This is a genomic window from Enterococcus sp. PF1-24, assembly GCF_029893325.1.
In the GTDB taxonomy this organism is placed as follows: domain Bacteria; phylum Bacillota; class Bacilli; order Lactobacillales; family Enterococcaceae; genus HY326.
Window position 1 is genome coordinate 1 of record NZ_JARXWL010000035.1, and the last position, 20,263, is coordinate 20,263.

18 protein-coding genes, 1 other RNA gene and 1 pseudogene are annotated in these 20,263 nt (G+C 36.9%); 16 read left to right on the forward strand and 4 right to left on the reverse strand.

The window, feature by feature from the left end:
• Positions 1-110: 110 nt before the first annotated feature.
• Positions 111-1,082: a YegS/Rv2252/BmrU family lipid kinase gene (locus M2139_RS12435; protein ID WP_280739204.1), complete on the reverse strand. Its 972-nt coding sequence runs from the start codon at positions 1,080-1,082 to the stop codon at positions 111-113.
• A gap of 315 nt (positions 1,083-1,397) precedes the next feature.
• Here M2139_RS12435 and M2139_RS12440 point away from each other — a divergent pair, with 315 nt between their 5' ends.
• Entirely contained in the window at positions 1,398-2,345 is a 948-nt protein-coding gene (locus M2139_RS12440) for an alpha/beta hydrolase (RefSeq protein WP_280739188.1), read from the forward strand.
• 58 nt (positions 2,346-2,403) lie between these two features.
• Here the strand turns inward: M2139_RS12440 and M2139_RS12445 are convergent, their stop codons facing one another.
• On the reverse strand, positions 2,404-4,158 hold the full coding sequence (locus M2139_RS12445; protein ID WP_280739189.1) for an ABC transporter ATP-binding protein: 1,755 nt from the start codon (positions 4,156-4,158) through the stop codon (positions 2,404-2,406).
• Positions 4,159-4,191: 33 nt separating this feature from the next.
• Complete coding sequence (locus M2139_RS12450) at positions 4,192-5,913, reverse strand: ABC transporter ATP-binding protein (RefSeq protein ID WP_280739190.1); 1,722 nt, start codon at positions 5,911-5,913, stop codon at positions 4,192-4,194.
• A gap of 475 nt (positions 5,914-6,388) precedes the next feature.
• Here M2139_RS12450 and M2139_RS14285 point away from each other — a divergent pair, with 475 nt between their 5' ends.
• The gene (locus tag M2139_RS14285; RefSeq protein WP_348522610.1) at positions 6,389-7,450 is read left to right on the forward strand and encodes a hypothetical protein; all 1,062 of its coding nucleotides are present in this window, start codon (positions 6,389-6,391) and stop codon (positions 7,448-7,450) included.
• Positions 7,451-7,556: 106 nt separating this feature from the next.
• On the opposite strand, the gene M2139_RS12460 is transcribed toward M2139_RS14285, so the two are convergent.
• On the reverse strand, positions 7,557-8,555 hold the full coding sequence (locus M2139_RS12460; RefSeq protein ID WP_280739191.1) for an endonuclease/exonuclease/phosphatase family protein: 999 nt from the start codon (positions 8,553-8,555) through the stop codon (positions 7,557-7,559).
• A 355-nt stretch (positions 8,556-8,910) separates the two neighbouring features.
• Here M2139_RS12460 and M2139_RS12465 point away from each other — a divergent pair, with 355 nt between their 5' ends.
• From M2139_RS12465 to mnmA, 14 genes and pseudogenes are all read left to right on the forward strand, one after another.
• Positions 8,911-9,075: a hypothetical protein gene (locus tag M2139_RS12465; protein ID WP_280739192.1), complete on the forward strand. Its 165-nt coding sequence runs from the start codon at positions 8,911-8,913 to the stop codon at positions 9,073-9,075.
• 94 nt (positions 9,076-9,169) lie between these two features.
• A pseudogene (locus M2139_RS12470) lies at positions 9,170-10,321 on the forward strand (MFS transporter).
• 170 nt (positions 10,322-10,491) lie between these two features.
• Positions 10,492-12,045, forward strand: coding sequence for a PTS transporter subunit EIIC (locus M2139_RS12475; protein ID WP_280739193.1), 1,554 nt, complete (start codon positions 10,492-10,494; stop codon positions 12,043-12,045).
• A gap of 17 nt (positions 12,046-12,062) precedes the next feature.
• Positions 12,063-13,403 (forward strand): 6-phospho-alpha-glucosidase, encoded by a 1,341-nt coding sequence (locus M2139_RS12480; protein ID WP_280739194.1) that lies wholly within the window; start codon positions 12,063-12,065, stop codon positions 13,401-13,403.
• A gap of 150 nt (positions 13,404-13,553) precedes the next feature.
• Positions 13,554-14,333 (forward strand): MurR/RpiR family transcriptional regulator, encoded by a 780-nt coding sequence (locus tag M2139_RS12485; protein WP_280739195.1) that lies wholly within the window; start codon positions 13,554-13,556, stop codon positions 14,331-14,333.
• A 93-nt stretch (positions 14,334-14,426) separates the two neighbouring features.
• Positions 14,427-14,765, forward strand: a complete 339-nt coding sequence (locus M2139_RS12490) for a hypothetical protein (protein WP_280739196.1) — start codon at positions 14,427-14,429, stop codon at positions 14,763-14,765.
• A gap of 115 nt (positions 14,766-14,880) precedes the next feature.
• Complete coding sequence (tadA, locus tag M2139_RS12495) at positions 14,881-15,399, forward strand: tRNA adenosine(34) deaminase TadA (protein WP_280739197.1); 519 nt, start codon at positions 14,881-14,883, stop codon at positions 15,397-15,399.
• A 71-nt stretch (positions 15,400-15,470) separates the two neighbouring features.
• An RNA gene (gene ffs / locus M2139_RS12500) (signal recognition particle sRNA small type) lies at positions 15,471-15,555 on the forward strand.
• A 71-nt stretch (positions 15,556-15,626) separates the two neighbouring features.
• Complete coding sequence (locus M2139_RS12505; RefSeq protein WP_280739198.1) at positions 15,627-16,109, forward strand: tetratricopeptide repeat protein; 483 nt, start codon at positions 15,627-15,629, stop codon at positions 16,107-16,109.
• A 157-nt stretch (positions 16,110-16,266) separates the two neighbouring features.
• The gene (locus M2139_RS12510; protein ID WP_280739199.1) at positions 16,267-16,611 is read left to right on the forward strand and encodes a DUF1831 domain-containing protein; all 345 of its coding nucleotides are present in this window, start codon (positions 16,267-16,269) and stop codon (positions 16,609-16,611) included.
• Between the two features lie 140 nt (positions 16,612-16,751).
• Positions 16,752-17,615, forward strand: coding sequence for a GRP family sugar transporter (locus tag M2139_RS12515; RefSeq protein ID WP_280739200.1), 864 nt, complete (start codon positions 16,752-16,754; stop codon positions 17,613-17,615).
• 28 nt (positions 17,616-17,643) lie between these two features.
• Positions 17,644-18,297, forward strand: coding sequence for a hypothetical protein (locus M2139_RS12520; RefSeq protein WP_280739201.1), 654 nt, complete (start codon positions 17,644-17,646; stop codon positions 18,295-18,297).
• Between the two features lie 22 nt (positions 18,298-18,319).
• Entirely contained in the window at positions 18,320-18,943 is a 624-nt protein-coding gene (locus M2139_RS12525) for a PepSY domain-containing protein (RefSeq protein ID WP_280739202.1), read from the forward strand.
• 105 nt (positions 18,944-19,048) lie between these two features.
• Positions 19,049-20,170 (forward strand): tRNA 2-thiouridine(34) synthase MnmA, encoded by a 1,122-nt coding sequence (gene mnmA / locus M2139_RS12530; RefSeq protein ID WP_280739203.1) that lies wholly within the window; start codon positions 19,049-19,051, stop codon positions 20,168-20,170.
• Positions 20,171-20,263 lie beyond the last annotated feature (93 nt).

The following is a 20,263-nucleotide window of genomic DNA, read 5'->3' on the forward strand; positions in this document are numbered from 1 at the left end:
TGTACTTCTTTTTTATTTTACTAGAAAAAACGCATGAAATGAACGATTTTTCGTTATTTCATGCGTTTTTTGTTAGAGACTTTTGTCACAGCCCCGTTTTATATTGCTTATTAAAACCAAAACAGCTGTTTGGCTAGTGTAAATTGAATATCAAAAGGTTGGGGCTGAATGGTTTCGCCGTCAGCTTGACCATATTGCGGAACCGTTGAAATAATCCGCATTTTTTTTGCCGAAAAATGGTGGTAATACTTTGAATTTACATGTTTTTTCCGCAGCAATAAAATGACTAACCAAAAAATCTTAAACAGCGCCACCCGTTCAACTACGACTAATTCAAAAGTCTCTTTATTAACATCCGCCATTGGGGCAATTGCAATGCCACCACCGAAATAAGGATGATTGGTCGTCGTGCAAAGGAAGGTTTTTTTGAAATTGACTTTTTGACCATTGACGTCAACTAAAATTGGAAAACCCTTTTGCGTGAAAAGAATCTTAAAAATTTGGGCCATATAGGATAACGAACCTAGCTTGAATTTGTTCAAATGCTTTTTGGTAGCTGATTGATTTGCCGCCGCAACCACAGCCGCATCCAAGCCGATTCCGAAATTATTAAAGGTCAAGCCACTTTCTTCTTGCATCGCATCTTGATAAGCTAAAACATTTAAGTTTCGCGGTTCTTTTGTTTTGAATAAATGCCAAAAAGCTTGTTCCGGTTCTTTCGATAAACCAACGCCGCGAGCGAAATCATTGCCGGAACCAGCCGGAATATAAGCAATCGGGAATTTTACCGCCAATTGATAAAAGCAGTTTAAAACTTCATGTAAAGTACCGTCGCCACCTAACACCACTAATAACGGATAAGCTTTTTCTTCGTAATCAGCTGCCGTGTTTTCTTGCCAAGGAACTAAAGTCTCTTCAGCTAATTGACTAGCTATTTTTGTTTCATCACCAGCTACTTCAGTTAAGTAAAGGGTATACTGACAATGGTTCTTATCTAATAAGGCGATAATTTTCTTCGCTGCTTTTTCACCAGTGCCACTACCAGACGCCGGATTAACTAATAAGTGATAATGAAAATTGATAATAAGCCCCTCCAGTAACAACCGTAATTTTTACTCTAATTGTCTATGTTTTTCTTCCGCAGACTATTCTTCCTGATTATAATATAAAAAATTCAAAATGAGTAATAAAAAATAACCAAGATTAGATATTTATGAGTGATTTTACTAGGATTTGCTGTTAAAAGCAATAATGAATAAGCAAATTATTGATAAAGTGAAAAATAATCGGGAATTTTGAAAACTTAAATCAATTGGCAAAAAATCTAACTTGTGAGAAAATAAGGGGAAGTGTCTTTTATAGTTAGTAAATAGTGACTGAAAGTGGAGATGAAGCAGATGAAATGGAAAAAGCTTTTAGCAGGTGGTGCACTGGCAGCGGGTTCTTATTTTGCTGTTGGTAATTATTTTTATAATCTTTCTATGAAACGCGGAGAAAAGTTTTTCTTAAATGAAAATCCCAAACTGCCTGGCGGAACAAGTGGTACTGAATCAGAACGCCAAGAGCGTAAAGCCGAAATTAATCACTGGGCAGCGACTGCGCCACAAGAAAATTGGCAAATCACTTCTTTTGATGATTTGCAACTGGTGGGAACAGCTTATTATCAGCAAGAACCTTCAGATCTATGGATGGTTTTAGTTCATGGTTATATGACTAATCGCCAAGCCATGAATGATTTTGCTTACGAGTTTTATCAATATGGCTTTAATATTTTAACTGTTGATTGTCGGGCTAGTGGCGAAAGTGCTGGTGAATACACAACGATGGGCTGGTTTGATCGCTTAGATGTTAAACAGTGGTGTGAAGAGTTAGTAGCCAAAGAACCTAACAGCGAAATTGTTTTACTAGGGATTTCCATGGGCGGCGCAACTGTGATGATGGCTTCTGGTGAGGAGCTACCTAGCAACGTTAAATGTATTGTTGAAGATTGTGGTTATACTTCGGTATGGGATATTTTTGCCTACCAATTAAAAGATCTTTTCCATTTGCCAGCTTTTCCTGTGATGAATGCTGCCGAGCAAGTGACGCAAATGCGTAGTGGTTTTTCTATTAAAGGTGCTTCTGCGGTTAATCAGTTAAAGAAAAATACCCGTCCAATGCTGTTTATTCATGGGGATGCGGATGCTTTTGTTCCTTATGAAATGCTGGATCAAGTGTATGCCGCCACCGATGCACCAAAAGAAAAACTTGTGATTCCTGGCGCAGAACACGCGTTGGCTTTTGAAGTGGATCGAGAAATTTACATGACGACCGTTCTTAAATTTTTAATGAAATATCTTGGTTAAATTATCAAATAAAAAGTAGCTAGCAGAGATTAAACTTTTATCCTGCTGGCTACTTTTTTTATTGGCTAAATTGTGCTTGCTGTAATTGGGCATAATAGCCGTTTTTTTGTAATAATTGTTGATGGGTGCCTTGTTCGACGATTTTCCCTTGATCCATCACTAAAATTTGATCAGCCGTTTGAATTGTGGCTAAGCGATGAGCGATAACGAAACTGGTGCGGCCAGCCATCATAGTTAAAAAGGCATCTTGAATTTTCTTCTCTGTTAAAGTATCCACCGAACTAGTTGCTTCATCTAAAATCAGCATTGGTGGATGACTCAACATGGTACGGGCAATCGTTAATAATTGTCGTTGCCCTTCAGAAATTTTAAGTCCGCTGCTACCGAGGGGGGTGGCTAATTTTTCAGGTAGGCGATTTACAAAATCAGCTAAATAAGTTTTTTCTAAAACGGCTTGAATTTCTTGATCGCTGGCTTGGGGATTGCCGTAAGTTAGATTATCTCGTAAAGTACCATCAAACAGCCAAGTATCTTGTAAAACCATTCCGAAATCTTGTCGTAAAGCATCCCGCGGAAATTCTCGAATATCATGATTATCTAGTAAAATCATCCCTTGATCTACTTCGTAAAAACGCATTAAAAGATTAACTAACGTTGATTTACCTGCTCCAGTTTTGCCGACAATCGCAATCGTTTCTCCCGGTTCAGCGGTAAAGTTGAAGTCAGTAATTAAAGGCTGGTCTTTTTCATAAGCAAAACTAACATTTTTAAATTGAATTTTTCCTTGAACGTTAGTTACTGGCGCAACAGTTTGTAAATCAGGACTTTCTGGCTTTTCATTTAATAAAGCAAAAGTCCGCTCTAAGCCAGTAATAGCTGTTTGAATTTGCGTGGTAATGCCAGATAGCTCAATAAAGGGTTTCGAAAATTGACTTGCGTAAATGAAAAAGCTGGAAATAATGCCAATCGTTAAATGACTATCGCCCTTTAAAATTAAGCAGCCACCAGTAAACCCAATCGCTAAGTAAGCCAAGTGGTCAATAAAACGGGAAGAAGGATTGGTTAATGAAGAAGCGAATTGGGCTTTTTGCCCGCGAACATTTAATTCTTGATTCATCGTTTCGAAAGCCACTTGATTTTCTGCTTCACGTTGAAAAGCTTTAACAATTTTTTGATTGCCTACCATTTCATTAATAAAGCCTGATATTTCTCCAACGATTGCTTGTTGGCTAGCGAAATTGGCTTGGGAAGAACGAGCGACCAACCAATTTACCAGAAAAATAATCGGCGTACTAACTAAAACTACACAAGTTAACGGCAAACTGAGCTTTAACATAAAGCCTAAAGCAACAATCACCACCGCAAAACCAGAAAAAAGCTGATTAAAAACCGCGGCTACCGCTATAGAAATATTATCCATATCGTTAGTGAAACGACTGACGATGGTGCCGTGAAGGGTTTGATCGTAATAGCGTAAAGGCAATTGGTTTAAATGTTCAAAAGCTTCTTTCCGTAAGTCAGCCACCACTTGATAGGCGATTTGGTTGCCGATTTTTTGAATAATAAATTGACTAACCACTGCTACAAGTAAAATCAGCAGAAATTGCCCTAAAATAACTAGCAATTTAGAAAAATCAACTAGTCCTTTTCCTAGTAAAAGATCGACACTTACACCAATTTGATAAGTTAAAAAGACATTGCTAACGCCACAAGTTAACCCTAATAAAATGCCGAAAAAGATTTCTTTTTTATAATTAGCTAAATAAGGCATAAATCTTTTAAGCTTGGATAGCGGTACACGTTTGATTGACATAAATTTTTCACCTCGCTTGTTTCTATAAAATATTTAAACAGGTTGATCGCCTTGCGATGCAACGATTTCTTGATATTCAGTACAAGTTGCTAATAGTTTTTCATGAGAACCAAGGCCGGCAATTTTTCCGTTATCCATTACGATGATTTGCGCGGCTTGTTGTAGAGAACGGATGCGTTGCGAAATAATAATGACCGCTCCCTGATATTTTTGACTTAACGCTTGGCGTAAAGCTAAATCTGTTTGATAATCTAAGGCACTTAAAGAATCATCTAAAATTAACAATTGCGATTGAACCATTAAAGCCCGAGCAATCGTCAGCCGTTGACGCTGGCCACCGGAGAAATTTTTTCCCCCTTCAACAATCGGCGTATCTAAGCTTTCAGGGAGTTGTTGTACAAAATCAGCGCACTGAGCGATTTCTAAGGCTTGCCAATAATCAGTTTCGCTAGCTGCTGTGTTACCCCAAGCTAAGTTGCTGCGAATCGTTCCGCTAAATAAAACCGCCCGCTGTGGCACCATGGCGATTTGTTGGCATAAAGCAGCACTTTGCCAGTCAGTCACCGCCACTTCATTAAAAGTAATCTCGCCTGCGGCTGCGTCGTAAAAGCGGGGGATTAGCTGAGTTAAAGTGGTTTTACCACTCCCGGTTGCGCCAGTGATACCAATCATTTCTTGCGGGTGAATCGTAAAATTAATTCCCGCTAAAGCTAAGCCAGCATTGGCGTTGTAGCGGAAATCCACATCCTTAAAAGTAACTAAACTGGTCGGCTTTTGAACGCCTATTTGCGGAGCTGTTTTTTCAACTAAAGGGTTTTTGCTAGCTAAAATTTCGTTGACACGATTGCCTGAAGCAGCTGCTCGCGTAAAGATAATTACTAAATCCGAAACGGCAATTAAAGACAGCAACATTTGATTCATGTAATTCACTAAAGCAACAACTTCCCCTTGTTGTAAGTTGCCAAAATTGACTTTCTCTCCACCGATATAAAGTAAAGCGATAATTCCAAGATTCATAATAAAAATCGTTGCCGGACTGAGTAACGCCGAAATATTGGTAACACGTTTGTAGATGGCGGCTAAATCGTCGGTTGTTTTAGCAAAATGTTTCATTTCAGTTTTTCTACCAGCGAAAGCCCGAATCACCCGCACACCACTCAAATTTTGGGTGATTTGTTGACTAAGTAAATCCAGATGCTTTTGCACCTTTTTATATAAAGGAATACTTTTACGAATAATAAAGAAAAGAATCAAGCAGAAAACGGGTAAAATCAAAAGGAAAATCAGGCCCATTTGCCAATCAATATAAAAAGCCATCACTACCGAACCAATACTTAAAAAAGGTGCCCGCACTACTAAGCGAATCAGCATAGCTAAAGCTAATTGTAGCTGATTAATATCGCTAGTCATGCGAGTGATTAAGGTAGCCGTGCCAAAGCGATCTAATTCTTCATGGGAAAAATGATTGATTTTAGCCATTAAAACATTCCTCAACTCAGTACCGAACCCTTGCGAAGCAATGGAGGCGTAATATTGACACAATAAAGCACAGGCGAAACCGACAATTGAAATTAAAATCAGTTGGAGGGTCGTCTGTTGAATTTGTTGGAAATCCCCTTGGCGAATCCCTTGATCAACTAATTTAGCCATAAATAATGGTAGAAATAATTCCAAAACTGCTTCTAAAAATTTAAAAATCGGCCCGAGAATAACTTGTTTACGGTATTTTTTTGCGTATTTTAACAGTTGAATCATACATTTGCCTCACGTTCATATTTTTAACGATAGCAAGCTATCGCAGGAATCTTATAAATTTCAATTACTTCCATTTTAGACTAAGTTTAAAGGACATGGAAGCAGAAAAAGTATCTTTCACGGGTTTTCAAAGAGGTTTTTTAGAAAAAAGAACGCAATTTAGCGGAGTAGTTAGCACAAAACTGAGTAAAATTTGACATATTTCTTTGATAAACCGCAGAAAAACGTCTTTTTAAAGGGATAATTGAAAATAAATGGCGACTTATGTTACAAAAGTGTTACGAAGGCTTTATTTTATAAAATAAGAGAAATGTTGGTTTTTCAACAGTATGGATAAAAAAATTATTGAATTCTTAAATAAAAAAAGCTATTTCGTAACAAATTGTAACTAATTTGCAATAAAAAGCGGGTAAAAAATGTGTATAATATTAATGTTGGTTATTGTACCTACTTATAGATGAAAGGTGTGGATTCAGTGAAAGCAAAGAAAAAATTGGCTATGCTGACAACATTGCTTGCAATTAATTTAGCAATGCCGACTTTTGCTCATGCAGAATCATTAAATACTTTAAATAGTCAAGAGAATGAATTAAGTACTCAAGCAAGTGAAATCACTACCCAAATTGAAAGTGCACTTGCCGAAGCAGACAAAACTTTTGCAGAAGTAGAGGGTTTGAAAGTTAAAGTTGCCGAAAACGAGGAAAAAATTGTAACGACTCAGCAAGAAATCGCAGTAACCCAAGATACCATTGAAAAACGTAAAGTGGTTGTAGGGGAACGAATGCAAGATATGCAAGTGAATAGCAGTTCTGTTCATGGTTGGCAAGCTTTATTAGAAGCAGAAAGCTTTACTGACTTCTTCAGCCGCATGTATGCAATTACGGTTTTACAAAATGCTGAAAAAGAAAAAATTGATGATTTAAATACTGCTAAAGAGACATTAGAGAGTCTACAAACAGAACTATCTGAAACTCAAACGACTTTAGCTAGTAATCAAGTAGATTTAGAAGTAAGAGCACAAGCTTATATTGCCCAAGTTGATGATTTAAAATCGCAATTTGCCAATAATCAAGATCTTTTAGCAACGGTGTTAGCTAATAAACGCAGTGAAGAAGATCGCTTAGCCGCAGAACAAGCTAAACAAGCGGCCTTAGCACAAGAAGCCGAAGCAGCGCAGGCCAATCCAGCTGCGCCAGAAGCCGAAAACAATGCTGGCAATGAAGCAGGAACACCGGAAATGGGTTCAAGTGAACCAGAATCGGTACCAACTCCTGAAGTCGTGCCATCACCACCAGTTGTAGTGGAAGCTGACGAGTATGCTTGTAAAGAATGGGTTGCTATGAGAGAATCCGGTGGCCGTTATGATGTTTACTCAGTAAGCGGACAACATTATGGTAGATACCAATTAATGTTAGCTTATTTGGATGGAGATTTATCACCAGAAAATCAAGAACGAGTTGCGGATGCTTATGTCGCTGGACGTTATGGTTCATGGGCAGCAGCTAAACAATTCCATTTAGCTAATAACTGGTATTAATTAAAGAAATTGAACTCAACAGTTTACGAACTGTTGAGTTTTTTTGTTATTAAAAAAGCTGAGAAAAATTTTCTCAGCTTTTAGTTTCTTGAAAAAATATTTTTAATTAGTTTAAAGCGAATTTAGCAACTAATGGATAATGGTCGGATAAATCAGTTTTAATGACTTCAACATCTAAAACTTCCATATTATCACTCACGATAATATTATCTAAAAATTTCACTGTCATACTAGTATCTAAAGATTCCCGTGCAGAATCTTTCTCTGCCATCGTTTCATACCAAACGCCATCGTGACCATTAGCGATATTATAACCGTTGTCGGCAAAAATATTAAATTCATTAATCCCGTAATCAGTATTGAAGTCGCCAACAATAACTTTATACTCAATTGGATCAGCATCTAAAGTTTCTTTTAGCTGCTCCAACTGTTTTGTCCGAATATCAAAGGATTCAACGCTTAAATGTGTAGTGTAAAAGGCGATTTCTTTATCATCTTTTTCAATTACCGCCCGTGAATAAGAACGAGGTTCAATCGCTCCTTTGGTAACCAAACCATCTGCACCCCAAACTTTCATCATGCCAGCCATGGAATCTTCATTACGATAATCGCTTGCTTTATAAATATCATAAAGTTCCGCTTGTAAATCTTCAGGAGCAGTTTCTACACCGTAAAGAACCGTCACGCTTTCATCTTTTAAAGGATATTCAGAAACAATTCCGTTTCCGTAGCCGCCGTCACCAATCGCGATTGACATACCAAAATAAGAATCAGTGTAAGGTCCTTTTTCAAAATCAACAAAAGGATCATAACCAGCACGCTCTTCATAACGATAAGTATTTTGATCGACTTCTTGAATCCCGAAAATCTCTACGCCGGCATCTTCTAACAATTTCCGCTGTTGATTGACATCAATTTCAGGAGCTTTGATATCAATATTAAAAGTTCCCACTACCAATTGATTTTCAGCATCCTGAGCTACCACTTCACTGCTGCTAGTGGCTGTGTTCGTTGCAGAAGTGGCAGAGTCGTTAGTTGCAGCTTGTGAACAACCAGTTAAAAATGCTAAGGCAATACTAAATAAAAGTCCATATTTTCTTTTCATAAGTATAATTCCCCCTAATAGTTTGATATGAATAGTTAAATTGTCTTGCTAGCCATTTTTTACTCGCGTTTTTCCTCCAATCCTCTTAATTTTACTTGCGGCATTTTTTCGGCAAGTTTAGCAAAACTGAAAAAAACCGAATTTTCTCCATAGGTAAATAAAGAGAAAATACGGTTTAGCTTGTATAAAACAATCACTATCCATATGATATTTGTCTTTCAACCCCATTCTAATATAGCTGAAAAGAATCTGCAAGCGTTTTACTAAAAGCTGTAGTAAATTTTTGAAGAAAATTAGACAGCTTCTTTTTTCTATGCTAAACTGAATAAAATAAGTAAAGGAAGTGAAGACTGTAATGGCAGCGCCGATAAGATTAAATAACGACTATATTCGTACTTATTTAGTTGAATGTCAGCAAATGACGCATGAAATGCAAACTAAAGGGAGAAGTATGTCAAAAAATCGTCAAAAACAAATAAAATCTTATAGAAACTACCAGCCAGTCGAAGAAATTAAATAACATTTCCTTAGTTTAAACATCTTGAAATGATATTTAAAGCGCTGGCGATTTTGTCATCGCTTTTTTGTGTTTGGTAGGTCGGCAAGGAGACCAAATGAAACGTAATATTAAAGTGAATTATCAATATAATTTTTTGCAGTATTTTGTAGTAACGGGCTTGTGGATGCTTTATTTAACTAAAAAAGGCTTCAGTCCTTTTGAAGTTGGTTTGATGGAAGCTATTTTCCATGGAACGAGTATGCTTTTTGAAGTACCATCTGGTAGCATTGGGGACCGCTTTGGTTATCGAAAAACTTTAATTGCTAGTCGGATAATGAATATTTTTAGTTGTCTTTTATGTGTGCTGGCAACGAATTTTTGGTAGGTCAGCATTGGCTTTGTTTTATCAGCGTTAAGTTATAATTTAGCTTCAGGCACTAATGAAGCTTTGGTTTTTGAATCGTTAGTAGCGGAAAAAGAGCAACAGCGCTATTTAAAAGTTAGCGCCAATAATAGTGTGTTGATTGAAGCTTCAAGCTCTTTAGGGGTTGTGATTGCAGGGATATTAAGCGATTCTTTTTTCGATGGCGTTTATTGGCTGCAAATTATTATTAATTTTGTGGCGATTGCTGTAGCTTGGCAGTTTGTCGAACCTGAAATAGCCACTTATCAAAAAGAAAAGTATTTTTCTCTGTTGAAATCGGCTTTTCAATTAGTGATAAAAATTAAAGCTTTGCCACAAGTTATGCTTACTTTTGCTTTTGTGGAAGCTTTAGGGGCGACTTATTATTTTTATTTTCAAAATTATTTTGCTGAAATTGGCATTAGCGGTTTCGGAATTAGTTTAGTGATTTTAGGTTCTTCCGTTTTTCAAATGTTGGGGGCTAAGCTATCTCCTAAAATCAGTGAGTCCTTTAAACTAACCACTATTTATTTCTTGTTTTTTAGTGTGACAGCTGTGGCGATTGCTTTTTCGGCAATTTTACCAGTGGTAGCAACGATTTCCTTTTATGCCTTGGTGAATGTTTTAGCCGCAATCATAAATCCAATTCGCTCCAATTATATTAATCAAAGCATTCCTTCTGGCAAACGGGCAACGATTAATAGTATTGACAGCTTTTGTTTTTCATTAATGATGGTACTTTTCTTTCCTTTAACAGGTTTTTTAATCAGTATCGTTAGTTATGAAATAACTTTTATCGGGATTGCTAGTTGTCTGCTTTTGGGTGGTTTCTTTAATTGGTGGCAATTACGAAAAGTTTTATAGTACAAAAGACAGTTTCTGAAAAGGAAGCTGTCTTTTTTTGTGATTTAAGATTCAATCGCTGGACTTAGGTCCAAAGGGGGCGCAAAACGTTGAAAACGCTTTTTGACCATGCTAATTTTAAGGTGTTAACTAGCTAGTAACTGATTTTATGAGAGAAAGGAAAATACGAAATGAATTTAAAAGATAATATGCAAAAATTTTCGCGTTCAGCAATTTTACCAATTAAATTTATGGCAGTTATGGGTTTGTTTTTAGCAGTTTCGGTAATTTTACAATTAGATTTTATGCCAAGTTTTATTCAAACCTTTGGATTCTTAATTAAAAGCATGATGGATGTCATGCTAAATAATTTAGCGATTATTTTTTGTGTGGGAATTGCGGCTTCAATGGCCAACAAGAAAAAGGTAGAAGCGGCGCTCTTGGCACTAATTTCTTTTCTCTTCTTTTTAGCTGCCAACAACACTTGGCTTTCTTTAAATGATATGTTAGCTGAAAGTGGTGAAATGGGGCTTTTTGGAACCGGACAAGGGATTGTTTTAGGATTTCAAGTAGTGGATATGAATGTCTTTTTAGGGATGTTATTGGGCTGTATTGTAGCTTATTTACACAATAAGTTCTCTGATAAAGAATTTGTTGATTTTTTAAGTATTTATGGCGGTTCCCGTTTCACTTTTATTTTGTTGATACCTATTATTTTAGTATTAGCGATTGCTATGTGTTATATCTGGCCGGTAGTTAACGGTTGGATTAGCTCTTTATCAAATGTCATTTTAACAACTGGGTTGTTTGGCGTTTTCTTGTATGCCTTTGGTAATCGTTTCTTGATTCCTACTGGTTTGCATCATTTATTATGGATGCCATTTTGTTTCACAGCTTTAGGCGGAACAGCTGAAGTCAATGGTCAAATGTACAGTGGCGCCGCCAATATCTTTTATGCTCAAATGGCCAATGCCACAGAAATTACTATGATGGACCCTTCCTTGCGTTTTGCAACGTTTGGTTTTGTGAAAATTTTCGGCTCCATTGCGGTTGGTTTAGCTTTGATTCATTGTGCGAGAAAAGAGCGCAAAGATGAAATTCGTGGGATGATTTTACCTTCCGTCTTTGTGGGAGCTGTTGCGGGGATTACAGAGCCTTTAGACTTTTCATTTCTATTTGCTTCACCATTGCTGTGGTTAGTGCATAGTTTATTAACTGCTATTTCAGAAGTTGTTTTATGGGCAATTGGTGCGCGAACTTATATGCTTTACGGCATTATTGATACGGTAGTTTGTAATTCCGTTTTTTCACCAAGTGTTACGAAGTTTTATTTAGTTTTAATCGTTGGTGCCATTATGGGTGTGATTTGGTATTTGATTTTTGTTTTCTTAATCAACAAATTGAATTTAAAAACGCCAGGTAGAGAAGATGATTTAGTTTTAGCCGGTGCTGCTGGTAGTGAGTTTGATAGCGCAATAGCAGTTGACGCCAATTCCACAATGACTGACATTGATTATATGATTGCTGGTTTAGGCGGAAAAGAAAATATTGAAATAGTCACCAATTGCTTTACTCGTTTGCGAGTGACGGTTAAAGAAGAACAAGTGGTAGATCAAGCCCTTTTAGAAAAAGTTAGTTTGCAAAAGGGAATTGTTTTAAATGGAAAAAATATCCAAGTAATTATTGGTATGGAAGTACAAACTTTTAAAGAAGCAGTTTGTGATGCTTTAGGAATAATAGAATAAGAAAGAAGGCTTTTAAAATGAATTTAGTAAAACAATCAGTAGTGATTGCGGGCGGTGGCAGCACTTATACAGCCGGAATCGTCAAAATGTTATTAGAAAATCAAGATAAGTTCCCTTTGCGGAAATTAAAATTTTACGACAATGATTATGCACGGCAAAAAGTTGTTGCAGATGCCTGTGCAATTATTATTAAAGAAACCGCACCAGAAGTAGAATTTTTAGCCACCACGGATCCTGAAGAAGCTTTTAGTGATGTTGATTTTGTTATGGCTCACATTCGAGTGGGTGGTTTGAAAATGCGAGAAAAAGATGAAAAAATTCCGTTGAAATATGGCGTGGTAGGACAAGAAACTTGTGGGCCTGGCGGAATGGCCTATGGTATGCGTTCCATTCCGGGAGTGATTGAATTAATTGACTACATGGAAAAATATTCGCCTAACGCATGGATGTTAAATTATTCAAACCCAGCAGCGATTGTAGCAGAAGCCACCAGAGTTATGCGGCCTAATGCAAAAATCATCAATATTTGTGATATGCCCGTTGCGATTAAAAAATCAATCGCTGATATTTTAGGCTTAGCTAGTGAAAATGAAATTGTTGATCGCTATTATGGTTTAAACCATTTTGGTTGGTGGACGGAAATGTTAGATAAAGAGGGCAATGATTTAATGCCTCGTTTGAAAGAGCACGTAGCTAAATGGGGTTATGCTGCTGCCAATGATGATTTAAATAATCCTTTATTAGCAGAAGCCAGCTGGATGGATACTTTCCAAAAAGCTAAGGATGTTTATTCAATTGATCCAGAAACGGTTCCGAATACTTATTTGAAATACTATTTGTATTCAGATTATGTAGTCGCTCACGCAAATCCAGATTATACAAGAGCCAACGAAGTGATGGATCATCGAGAAAAAAATATTTTCGCTGAAAGTCAACGAATTGCTGAGGCTGGCACAGCGGCTGGTACAAGCATCGAAGCCGGCGAACACGCAGAATTTATTGTTCAGTTAGCAGGAGCGTTGGCTTACAACACGCATGAACGGATGTTGTTAATTGTGCGTAACAATGGTGCGATTGCTAATTTAGATAAAGATGCCATGGTGGAAGTCCCTTGTATTGTTAGCAAACGCGGCTACGAACCATTATGTATGGGAGAAATTCCTAATTTCCAAAAAGGCATGATTGAACAGCAAGTGGCTGCGGAAAAATTAGTTGTTGAAGCTTACTTACAACAATCATATCAAAAATTATGGCAAGCTATTACTTTATCAAAAACGGTCCCAAGCGCAGCTGTTGCTAAAGAAATTTTGGACGACTTAATCGCTGCTAATAAAGAATATTGGCCAGAATTAAAATAAAAGTAATTGTTTCAAGTGAAAAAGCATGATATAAAGAGATTGAGGCCTGCAAACCTCAATCTCTTTTTACATAAAAAGGCGAAGTGACTTGTTTTATAGTACATAGCCAGATTCAAAAAAACTCAAAGATAAAAAATAAGGAGTGGCTTCATGCGTTTTCATGATTTAATTCATCAAAATTATGATTTATTAAGTGATACTGATTTGGAAATTAGTCGCTTTATTTCTGAAAATAAACAAAAAATCAAAAACTTAAGCGTGAAAGAATTTGCTTATCAAAGCTTGTCTTCAAAATCATCAGTGATTCGTTTTGCGCAAAAATTAGGGTTTACTGGTTATAGCGAAATGCGTAATTTTTTGAAGTGGGAAATGGGCGAAACGGTTATTGCTGAAGAATCAGCTTTTCGCAGCCAAGTTTTACAAGATACCAAAAAGACGATTGCTTATATTGAAGAGTCTGATTGGACTGAAATTTATCAAAAAATTGATAACTGTCGCCAAATTTACGTAATTTCTACTGGCGTAACGCAAAGAAGTCAGGCGGCAGAATTACAACGGCTATTTTTATTGATTGATAAGCCTTTACAAATTATTCAAGGGGATGGTCAATCCAACGAATTTAAGCGAATTACCGAAAATCTGAAAGCGGAAGATTTATTGTTTTTACTTTCTTTATCTGGTGAAAATAAAAATTTAGTGGAAGTTTTAAATATTTTAACATTGAAAAAAGCGCCGATTATTTCCATCACTAATTTGAAAGATAATTGGCTATCTGGTCAAGCGGATTATAATTTATATGCTTCCAGTAGTCGTAGTCCGTTACCGCAAGATTGGTGGCTGCAAACTGCCGCAACCTTTTTCTTGCTGATTGAAGCTTTTGCCTTTGGTTATGTGGATTATCAAAGACAAAAAAAGCTGATGGATAAATAGTTTGAGCAATTTTCTATGCGTTTCATTTCATTAATTGTTGGTAGCGTGCTACTATGGAATTAAGAATAAGAAGCTTAAGAGGAGGCAGTTAAAATGAAAAAAACGACAAAAATGACGATTGGTTTAGGTCTTGTGACAGTAGCGGGAGTTAGTACCGCAGTTTTGGCTTCCAGTAAAGTTTTAGAAAAAATTCACTACACCGCTAATCGCAACAAAGCCCGTAAATTTGTTAACCACAAATTTGGAGGTAATAAAAAAGTGATGGCAGTTGTTGAGCGCTTATCTGATGAAGATTTAGAAGCTGTTTTAGAAGTGGCGGATAACTTGAAAGCTCAAAAAGAACGGGTGGAGGATTACGGAGAGTCAATCAAAGAGTCCACCGGTGATTTTAAAGAAAAAGTCTTCGATTATTTAGATGATTTAATCGGTTAAACAGTTCAGCTTGTCAGCAGCATAGTTTACTGACAAGCTTTTTTTCTTATGTAAAAAAAGTTTTGGCTATGTTAAAATGAAAACAATTGATTGAATAGCAAAGGATGTTAAATTAGTGGCAGCGTTAACTCAGGCAGAAAAAGAAAAATTTATGCAGTTGGCTTTAGTGGAAGCCAGAAAAGCGGAAGCGCTTGATGAAGTGCCGATTGGGGCCGTGGTAGTGTTAGACGGCGAAGTGATTGGTAGCGGCTATAATTTGCGGGAGCAAACGCAAGATGCAACCACCCATGCGGAAATGATTGCGATTAAAGCCGCTTGTCAGAAAGTTGAGAGTTGGCGCTTGGAAAGAGCGCAGCTTTTTGTGACTTTAGAGCCATGCGCCATGTGCAGCGGGGCGATGGTTTTATCGCGGGTTGCCGAAGTTTATTATGGCGCTAGCGATGCCAAAGGTGGCACAGCTGGCACGCTGATGAATTTATTGCAAGAATCACGCTTTAATCATCAAGCCTATGTTGAAAAAGGCATTTTAGAAGCAGAATGTGGCGAAATTTTAAGTAATTTTTTCAAAAATTTGCGAGCTAGAAAAAAGGCCGAAAAACAACGTTTGAAAGAAATGGCTAACGACAATCTTTAAGAAAAAAGAAAGTTTTTTCGATAAAAGCTAGTAAAAAAGGCCAAAATACGTTATACTAAATTTTGCCGAAAGGCTAGGACAATGACGGGCTCGTGAAGCGTGTCAGATCTGGAAGGAAGCAGCACTAAGCAAGTGCCGTCATGTGTCTGATTATAATGACTTTACAGCAAGCTTAAGGGCTTGCTTTTTTTATTTTTTTAAAGCGCAGCTGAAAAGGGGAGTTAATGATGAAAAAGTTGGAGCAAGCTTTGTTACTAAGGAAAGAAGGTAGTCTTGAAGAATCTAATGAATTATTTTTGGAACTAGTAAAAGAAAATAAGAATGATCCTTACTTAAATTATCAAACAGCGTGGAGTTTCGATGCTTTATCAAAAGAAGCAGAAGCTGTTCCTTATTATGAAAAGTCAATTCAAAACGGCTTGGAAGGTGCTGACTTGGAGGGGGCCTTAATTGGTTTAGGTAGTACCTATAGAACTTTAGGTAATTATGATTCTGCTGCAAAAGTTTTAAAGGAAGGCATAGAAAAATTTCCATCAAATAATGCATTGCGAGTATTCTATGCAATGGTGTTGTATAATTTAGAACGCTACTCTGAAGGAATGGAAATTTTACTAAGCTTACTTGCTACCACTTCAAATGACCAAAACATTCAAGACTATAGCAGAGCTATTATGCACTATTCAAATAAGTTAAATTTACTATGGGAGTAAAAGCTTGAGTTGCAATGAATAATTAATTGCCATAATAGAGCTTTGCATTTTAACTAGCTTTCCCCGTGTTTTATAGATATAATAGTAACAATAATAAGTGCGGATGAGGATTTTTGTTCGGCTTAAAAGTTTAATTAACAAAATGGAGATGATTACTATGGCATTTACAAAAACAGCTTCAGTTTTGGGTTCGCCAGTTGTTTATCGCTTGAACCCTAATGCTAAGCGCTATACCCTTAAAGATAACGGCTTTACAGAAACAAATTCAGGGAATTTTCAATTGATTCGTCCTTTGGATGCAACCCCACAAAATAAAACAGGCTTTAAATTGAAAGTAACTGTTACTAGTGATTTAAGTAGTTTTAAAATGTCAGTTACGACAGCGAACGGCTTAAAAGCGGTGAATATTTTTAAAGATGCAAGCCATGAAATGAATCAAGAAAAATTTTACTTTTTAATGGACGGTATGATTAGTCGCGGTTTATTTGAAAAAGTTGAATAATTAATAAAAGCAGACGGGACTGATTGTTGAGAAATTGACAATTTTGTTCCGTTTTTTGACAAATGCTGTCTGTTGGCACATATGAAATTTTCAGTCAGAGCTAAAATAAAAAAGTTTGAAAGTTGTATGAGGATTGTGAAATGTGGATTATTGATGCTGGTTTATCCGCTTTATTTGCGGGGGTAACAACGATTTTAGCTAAAGCGGGAATTAAAGAAACCAATTCGACGGTGGCGACGGCTTTACGGACAACCATTATTTCATTTTTTTCGTGGTTGATGGTAGCAATCACCGGTTCTTTTGCTAGCCTGCAGACTATTTCTGCAACAACCTGGTTATTTTTAATCTTATCGGGCATGGCGACTGGTGCATCCTGGTTGTGTTATTTTAGAGCTTTGCAACTAGGCGAGGTGAATAAAGTCGTCCCAGTTGATAAAGCGAGTATTGTGTTAACCTTTGGCTTATCATTCATCTTGTTAGGTGAAGGCTTTTCTGCCACGAAACTAGTTACCATTCTCTTGATTATCGTCGGCACTTATTTGATGATTGAGCGAAAAAAAGAAGCTGAAGAGAAAAAATCATCGAAGAGTTGGTTGCTTTATGCGCTGTTATCGGCAGTTTTTGCAAGTTTAACGACAATTTTAGGAAAAATTGGCATTGATGGCGTGGAATCTAATTTAGGTTTAGCGATTCGCACCACTGTTGTTTTAGTGATGTCGTGGGGCATGGGAGCCGTCACCCAAAATTTAAAAGCGCTAAAAGGCATTAAAACTTCAGAGCTAGTGGCAATTTTTTTATCAGGCTTAGCAACTGGGGCATCGTGGTTGTTTTATTATCGCGCGTTAAAGCAAGGGGTTACCACCACCGTGATTGCAATTGATAAGTTGAGCATTGTCATCACAGTCTTATTTTCATATTTGGTTTTTCATGAAAAACTCAGTTGGAAAAGTTGGTTAGGGTTATTGTTGATTGTAATGGGGACTTTAGGAATGATTTGGTTTTAACTAACTAGCTAGGAAAGGAAACGATTGTATGGATTTTGTAAAAGCAGATTTTGAATATTATCAACGGACCATTGAAATAATGTACAAAAAATATTTTTCCAAGCGAATGTTGATTTTAGCGGTGGCTTTGGCCATTTTAATGATTTATACCGGGATTCTTCAAGAAAGTATTATTTTGAATATGATTTTAGCGCTGATTTTAATTGGGTTAGAGTTTTATTTATGGCAATTAAGAAATAAATTTCCGGAAGTTTTTCAAGAATTTTTAACAGCCAATCGACCAGCTGCTGAGATTTATCAAGTAGAAGAAGATGAATATTGTTATAATTTATCTTTGGTAAACAACCCTGAAAAAATTAAAGTGAATAAAAATGACGTTCGTAATTTACCTTCTCAAAATAAACAGTACACTTTAATGGTGGGCTTTACGAAAAACTTCTTTAGCCGGCAGCCACTAAGTATCGCTTATTATGATATGTTAGCATTAACTTATAAAGAAAAATTTCGTTTAAAACGCAATGGTTACAGCTCAGTTCCCCGCTTTTTACGGAGATTTACTTTAGGAAATTTAAAAGCTAGCGCTGGTAATTTAGTGCAGTTTGTTTTAGGAAATATTTTTGCGTTATTTTTATTATTTCGCTTAGTAAGCTATTTGATTTCAATTTTTCGGTCACTATTTTAAAAATTTAACGGAGGGATTAGTTATGAAAAAAATTAATTTAATGACGGTAGCAGTTTTAAGTTTCAGCGTGTTAACATTAGCAAGTTGTCAAAAAGAGTCAGCCACAACGCCTGCATCGACGTCAACTACAGCAACTTCTGCAAGTAGCCAAACAGCTAAAAGTAGTACAACTGAAACCGCAGCAAGTGAAGTAGTCAGTAATGAAATGTCTTTGGCAGAAGCGATTGCTATTTATCAAGCCGAGTTCCCTGATTCAGACATTACTTCATTGGAGTATGTGGAGTTCGCTCAAAATCAATTTGCTTACACAATTGAAGGCATGGATGATCAAAAAGAATACGGTATTCGTATTGATGTTGCAACGGGAGAAGTGAACACTTTGCCTGAAGAAAATTTAGATGCCGATGAAGTCAACGGAGTAGAGCGAGCCGCGGAAAAATTGGATTTAACACAACTATTAACGATTGCCGAAGTGGCAAAAATTGCTGAAGAAGCAGCTGGTGGTGGTCATGCTGTAACCTTTGATTTAGAGCAAGAGTTAGGTACGACTTACTGGGAAGTTACGGTTGGTGAAGGCCGTAACTCGAAACAAGTTAAGCTTCATGCCCAAACTGGCGAAATTTTAGAAGTTGAGTTAGATGATTAAAATAATGACTATTGTTTAAAAAGAGAGTATAATGAATTTCACTGAAAAGTTGCGACCTTCAAATCGTAGATGTTTCAGAAATCTAATTGAAATGATGGTGATAAAATGACTGACAACAGCAAGACTCGCGTTATTGTAGGCATGAGTGGTGGCGTGGATTCTTCGGTAACCGCCCTTTTGCTAAAAGAACAAGGTTATGATGTAATTGGTATTTTTATGAAGAACTGGGATGACACCGATGAAAATGGCGTCTGCACAGCAACAGAAGATTATAAAGATGTTGCTAGTGTTGCTTCACAAATCGGTATTCCTTATTATTCAGTCAATTTTGAAAAAGAATATTGGGATCGCGTGTTTGAGTATTTTTTAGCAGAATATCGTGCTGGCCGCACACCAAATCCCGATGTGATGTGTAATAAAGAAATTAAATTCAAAGCCTTTTTGGATTACGCCTTAGATTTGGGGGCGGATTATGTAGCGACCGGTCATTACGCCCAAGTGGTTCGTGATGGAAATGGTGTGTCTCATATGCTAAGAGGCAATGATGATAATAAAGATCAAACGTATTTTTTAAGCCAATTATCGCAAGAACAATTAAGCAAAACGCTTTTTCCCTTAGGGCATTTGGAAAAACCAGTGGTGCGAGAAATTGCTGAAAAAGCCGGTTTAACGACGGCTAAGAAAAAAGATTCCACCGGTGTTTGTTTTATCGGCGAAAAGAACTTTAAAAACTTTTTAAGCAACTATCTGCCTGCCCGAAAAGGTCAAATGGTAACTTTAGAAGGTGAAGTAAAAGGCGATCATGATGGTTTAATGTACTATACAATTGGTCAACGGCAAGGTTTAGGCATCGGCGGCGGTGGCAAAAGCAATGATCCGTGGTTTGTCGTCGGCAAAGATTTAAAAACCAATACTTTATATGTAGGGCAAGGTTTCCATCACCCTGCGCTGTATGCTAGTAAATTAACCGCTAGTGAAATTCATTTTACAACTAATGAAGAAAAGCCTAAAGAATTTAAATGTACAGCCAAATTCCGTTATCGTCAACAAGATGTTGGCGTGACAGTGCGCTTATTAGCTGATCAACAAGCAGAAGTGATTTTTGATGAACCTGTACGGGCGATTACCCCTGGGCAAGCCGTTGTTTTTTACGATGGCGAAGAATGTTTAGGCGGCGGCTTAATTGACAACGCCTTTCAAGAAGAAAAAGTTTTACAATATATTTAAAAAAGGGGCTGTGACATAAGTAAATTATGTTCGTAGTTTCAAAAAAAAGAAATTCTATGAAAACCATTATGGTTTTGTGGGATTTCTGTTTTT

What these genes read in the sequence shown, in the direction of transcription:
- M2139_RS12510 (WP_280739199.1), top strand. Translation starts at nt 16,267, where the DNA reads ATGGCATTTACAAAAACAGCTTCAGTTTTGGGTTCGCCAGTTGTTTAT.
- M2139_RS12440 (WP_280739188.1), top strand. Translation starts at nt 1,398, where the DNA reads ATGAAATGGAAAAAGCTTTTAGCAGGTGGTGCACTGGCAGCGGGTTCT.
- M2139_RS12520 (WP_280739201.1), top strand. Translation starts at nt 17,644, where the DNA reads ATGGATTTTGTAAAAGCAGATTTTGAATATTATCAACGGACCATTGAA.
- M2139_RS12505 (WP_280739198.1), top strand. Translation starts at nt 15,627, where the DNA reads ATGAAAAAGTTGGAGCAAGCTTTGTTACTAAGGAAAGAAGGTAGTCTT.
- M2139_RS12525 (WP_280739202.1), top strand. Translation starts at nt 18,320, where the DNA reads ATGAAAAAAATTAATTTAATGACGGTAGCAGTTTTAAGTTTCAGCGTG.
- M2139_RS12515 (WP_280739200.1), top strand. Translation starts at nt 16,752, where the DNA reads ATGTGGATTATTGATGCTGGTTTATCCGCTTTATTTGCGGGGGTAACA.
- M2139_RS12475 (WP_280739193.1), top strand. Translation starts at nt 10,492, where the DNA reads ATGAATTTAAAAGATAATATGCAAAAATTTTCGCGTTCAGCAATTTTA.
- M2139_RS12480 (WP_280739194.1), top strand. Translation starts at nt 12,063, where the DNA reads ATGAATTTAGTAAAACAATCAGTAGTGATTGCGGGCGGTGGCAGCACT.
- M2139_RS12450 (WP_280739190.1), bottom strand. Translation starts at nt 5,913, where the DNA reads ATGATTCAACTGTTAAAATACGCAAAAAAATACCGTAAACAAGTTATT.
- M2139_RS12445 (WP_280739189.1), bottom strand. Translation starts at nt 4,158, where the DNA reads ATGTCAATCAAACGTGTACCGCTATCCAAGCTTAAAAGATTTATGCCT.
- M2139_RS12465 (WP_280739192.1), top strand. Translation starts at nt 8,911, where the DNA reads ATGGCAGCGCCGATAAGATTAAATAACGACTATATTCGTACTTATTTA.
- M2139_RS12490 (WP_280739196.1), top strand. Translation starts at nt 14,427, where the DNA reads ATGAAAAAAACGACAAAAATGACGATTGGTTTAGGTCTTGTGACAGTA.
- M2139_RS12460 (WP_280739191.1), bottom strand. Translation starts at nt 8,555, where the DNA reads ATGAAAAGAAAATATGGACTTTTATTTAGTATTGCCTTAGCATTTTTA.
- M2139_RS12485 (WP_280739195.1), top strand. Translation starts at nt 13,554, where the DNA reads ATGCGTTTTCATGATTTAATTCATCAAAATTATGATTTATTAAGTGAT.
- mnmA (WP_280739203.1), top strand. Translation starts at nt 19,049, where the DNA reads ATGACTGACAACAGCAAGACTCGCGTTATTGTAGGCATGAGTGGTGGC.